2 rRNA genes are annotated in these 3,487 nt (G+C 43.8%); both read left to right on the top strand.

The window, feature by feature from the left end:
• The first annotated feature begins 274 nt into the window (after positions 1-274).
• Positions 275-3,183 (top strand): 23S ribosomal RNA (locus CQA75_RS08745).
• A gap of 113 nt (positions 3,184-3,296) precedes the next feature.
• A 5S ribosomal RNA gene (rrf, locus tag CQA75_RS08740) occupies positions 3,297-3,413 on the top strand.
• The last annotated feature ends 74 nt before the right edge of the window (positions 3,414-3,487 follow it).

The following is a 3,487-nucleotide window of genomic DNA, read 5'->3' as shown; positions in this document are numbered from 1 at the left end:
ATGTTCTTTAACTTACCAATGTTAAAAGTCACAAGCAAGTTTTAAAAACAATTTTACTGAACTTGTTAAAGAATAAAACTTCACTGTCTTTTTCTTTAAAAGCTAAATTAAAGATTTTAAAGAATAAGTTTTAAACTTCACAGCTTATATTTATTGCTTAATATAAGTGTTTAAATGCTTTCCGTCTTAAGACAGTTATAATTAAAGAAGTCTTATTATAAAAACTTTAACAAGGAAGTGATGCGTTTTAGAATCAACTAAAAAAAGGTAAAAAAGGTAAGCTACTAAGAGCGAATGGTGGATGCCTTGACTGGTAAAGGCGATGAAGGACGTACTAGACTGCGATAAGCTACGGGGAGCTGTCAAGAAGCTTTGATCCGTAGATTTCCGAATGGGGCAACCCAATGTATAGAGATATACATTACCTAATATAGGAGCGAACGAGGGGAATTGAAACATCTTAGTACCCTCAGGAAAAGAAATCAATAGAGATTGCGTCAGTAGCGGCGAGCGAAAGCGTAAGAGGGCAAACCCAATGCTTGCATTGGGGGTTGTAGGACTGCAATGTGCAATAAGTGAAGTTAGCAGAACACTCTGGAAAGTGTAGCCATAGAGGGTGATAGTCCCGTATGCGAAAACCGAACTTTAGCTAGCAGTATCCTGAGTAGGGCGAAACACGTGGAATTTTGTCTGAAGCTGGGTCGACCACGATCCAACCCTAAATACTAATACCAGATCGATAGTGCACAAGTACCGTGAGGGAAAGGTGAAAAGAACTGAGGTGATCAGAGTGAAATAGAACCTGAAACCATTTGCTTACAATCATTCAGAGCACTATGTAGCAATACAGTGTGATGGACTGCCTTTTGCATAATGAGCCTGCGAGTTGTGGTGTCTGGCAAGGTTAAGCACACGCGAAGCCGTAGCGAAAGCGAGTCTGAATAGGGCGCTTAGTCAGATGCTGCAGACCCGAAACGAAGTGATCTATCCATGAGCAAGTTGAAGCTAGTGTAAGAACTAGTGGAGGACTGAACCCATAGGCGTTGAAAAGCCCCGGGATGACTTGTGGATAGGGGTGAAAGGCCAATCAAACTTCGTGATAGCTGGTTCTCTCCGAAATATATTTAGGTATAGCGTTGTGTCGTAGTATAAGGGGGTAGAGCACTGAATGGGCTAGGGCATACACCAATGTACCAAACCCTATCAAACTCCGAATACCTTATATGTAATCACAGCAGTCAGGCGGCGAGTGATAAAATCCGTCGTCAAGAGGGAAACAACCCAGACTACCAGCTAAGGTCCCTAAATCTTACTTAAGTGGAAAACGATGTGAAGTTACTTAAACAACCAGGAGGTTGGCTTAGAAGCAGCCATCCTTTAAAGAAAGCGTAATAGCTCACTGGTCTAGTGATTTTGCGCGGAAAATATAACGGGGCTAAAGTAAGTACCGAAGCTGTAGACTTGACTTTGTCAAGTGGTAGGAGAGCGTTCTATTTGCGTCGAAGGTATACCGGTAAGGAGTGCTGGAGCGAATAGAAGTGAGCATGCAGGCATGAGTAGCGATAATTAATGTGAGAATCATTAACGCCGTAAACCCAAGGTTTCCTACGCGATGCTCGTCATCGTAGGGTTAGTCGGGTCCTAAGCCGAGTCCGAAAGGGGTAGGTGATGGCAAATTGGTTAATATTCCAATACCAACATTAGTGTGCGATGGAAGGACGCTTAGGGCTAAGCAAGCTAGCGGATGGAAGTGCTAGTCGAAGGTTGTAGGAGCTTATACAGGCAAATCCGTATAAGAATACTCCGAGAACTGACAGGCTTTTTGAAGTCTTCGGATGGATAGAAGAATTGCTGATGCCGTCGAGCCAAGAAAAGTTTCTAAGTTTAGCTAATGTTGCCCGTACCGTAAACCGACACAGGTGGGTGGGATGAGTATTCTAAGGCGCGTGGAAGAACTCTCTTTAAGGAACTCTGCAAAATAGCACCGTATCTTCGGTATAAGGTGTGGTTCGCTTCGTACTAGGATTTACTCCGAAAGCGAAGAAACTTACAACAAAGAGTCCCTCCCGACTGTTTACCAAAAACACAGCACTCTGCTAACTCGTAAGAGGATGTATAGGGTGTGACGCCTGCCCGGTGCTCGAAGGTTAATTGATGGGGTTAGCATTAGCGAAGCTCTTGATCGAAGCCCGAGTAAACGGCGGCCGTAACTATAACGGTCCTAAGGTAGCGAAATTCCTTGTCGGTTAAATACCGACCTGCATGAATGGCGTAACGAGATGGGAGCTGTCTCAAAGAGGGATCCAGTGAAATTGTAGTGGAGGTGAAAATTCCTCCTACCCGCGGCAAGACGGAAAGACCCCGTGGACCTTTACTACAGCTTGACACTGCTATTTGGATAAGAATGTGCAGGATAGGTGGGAGGCTTTGAGTATATGACGCCAGTTGTATATGAGCCATTGTTGAGATACCACTCTTTCTTATTTGGGTAGCTAACCAGCTTGAGTTATCCTCAAGTGGGACAATGTCTGGTGGGTAGTTTGACTGGGGCGGTCGCCTCCCAAATAATAACGGAGGCTTACAAAGGTTGGCTCAAAACGGTTGGAAATCGTTTGTAGAGTATAAAGGTATAAGCCAGCTTAACTGCAAGACATACAAGTCAAGCAGAGACGAAAGTCGGTCTTAGTGATCCGGTGGTTCTGTGTGGAAGGGCCATCGCTCAAAGGATAAAAGGTACCCCGGGGATAACAGGCTGATCTCCCCCAAGAGCTCACATCGACGGGGAGGTTTGGCACCTCGATGTCGGCTCATCGCATCCTGGGGCTGGAGCAGGTCCCAAGGGTATGGCTGTTCGCCATTTAAAGCGGTACGCGAGCTGGGTTCAGAACGTCGTGAGACAGTTCGGTCCCTATCTGCCGTGGGCGTAAGAAGATTGAAGAGATTTGACCCTAGTACGAGAGGACCGGGTTGAACAAACCACTGGTGTAGCTGTTGTTCTGCCAAGAGCATCGCAGCGTAGCTAAGTTTGGAAAGGATAAACGCTGAAAGCATCTAAGCGTGAAGCCAACTCTAAGATGAATCTTCTCTAAGCTCTCTAGAAGACTACTAGTTTGATAGGCTGGGTGTGTAATAGATGAAAGTCTTTTAGCTGACCAGTACTAATAGAGCGTTTGGCTTATCTTTTTATAAGCATCACTTCCTTGTTAAGGTTTTTACCTTAAAAAGAAAGTAAAGGTTTTTAACTTGCTTTTAACATTGTTTTTTAAGTATTCATCAAAGAATATTTAAATAACAATGTCCGTGATTATACAGATGTGGAAACGCCTTGCTCCATCCCGAACCAAGAAGCTAAGCACATCGTGGGTGATGATACTACGCCTTACTGGCAGGGGGAAAGTAGCTCATTGCGGACTTGTTAATTATTCTACTTCTTATTTTAATCTTCTTAGAGTATTTAATCTTTTAAATATAAAATAGTTTAGTTAAT

This window comes from Campylobacter taeniopygiae, assembly GCF_005406225.1.
In the GTDB taxonomy this organism is placed as follows: domain Bacteria; phylum Campylobacterota; class Campylobacteria; order Campylobacterales; family Campylobacteraceae; genus Campylobacter_D; species Campylobacter_D taeniopygiae.
The sequence above is the reverse complement of the archived record's forward strand: the minus strand, read 5'-3'. Positions and strand labels throughout refer to the sequence as shown.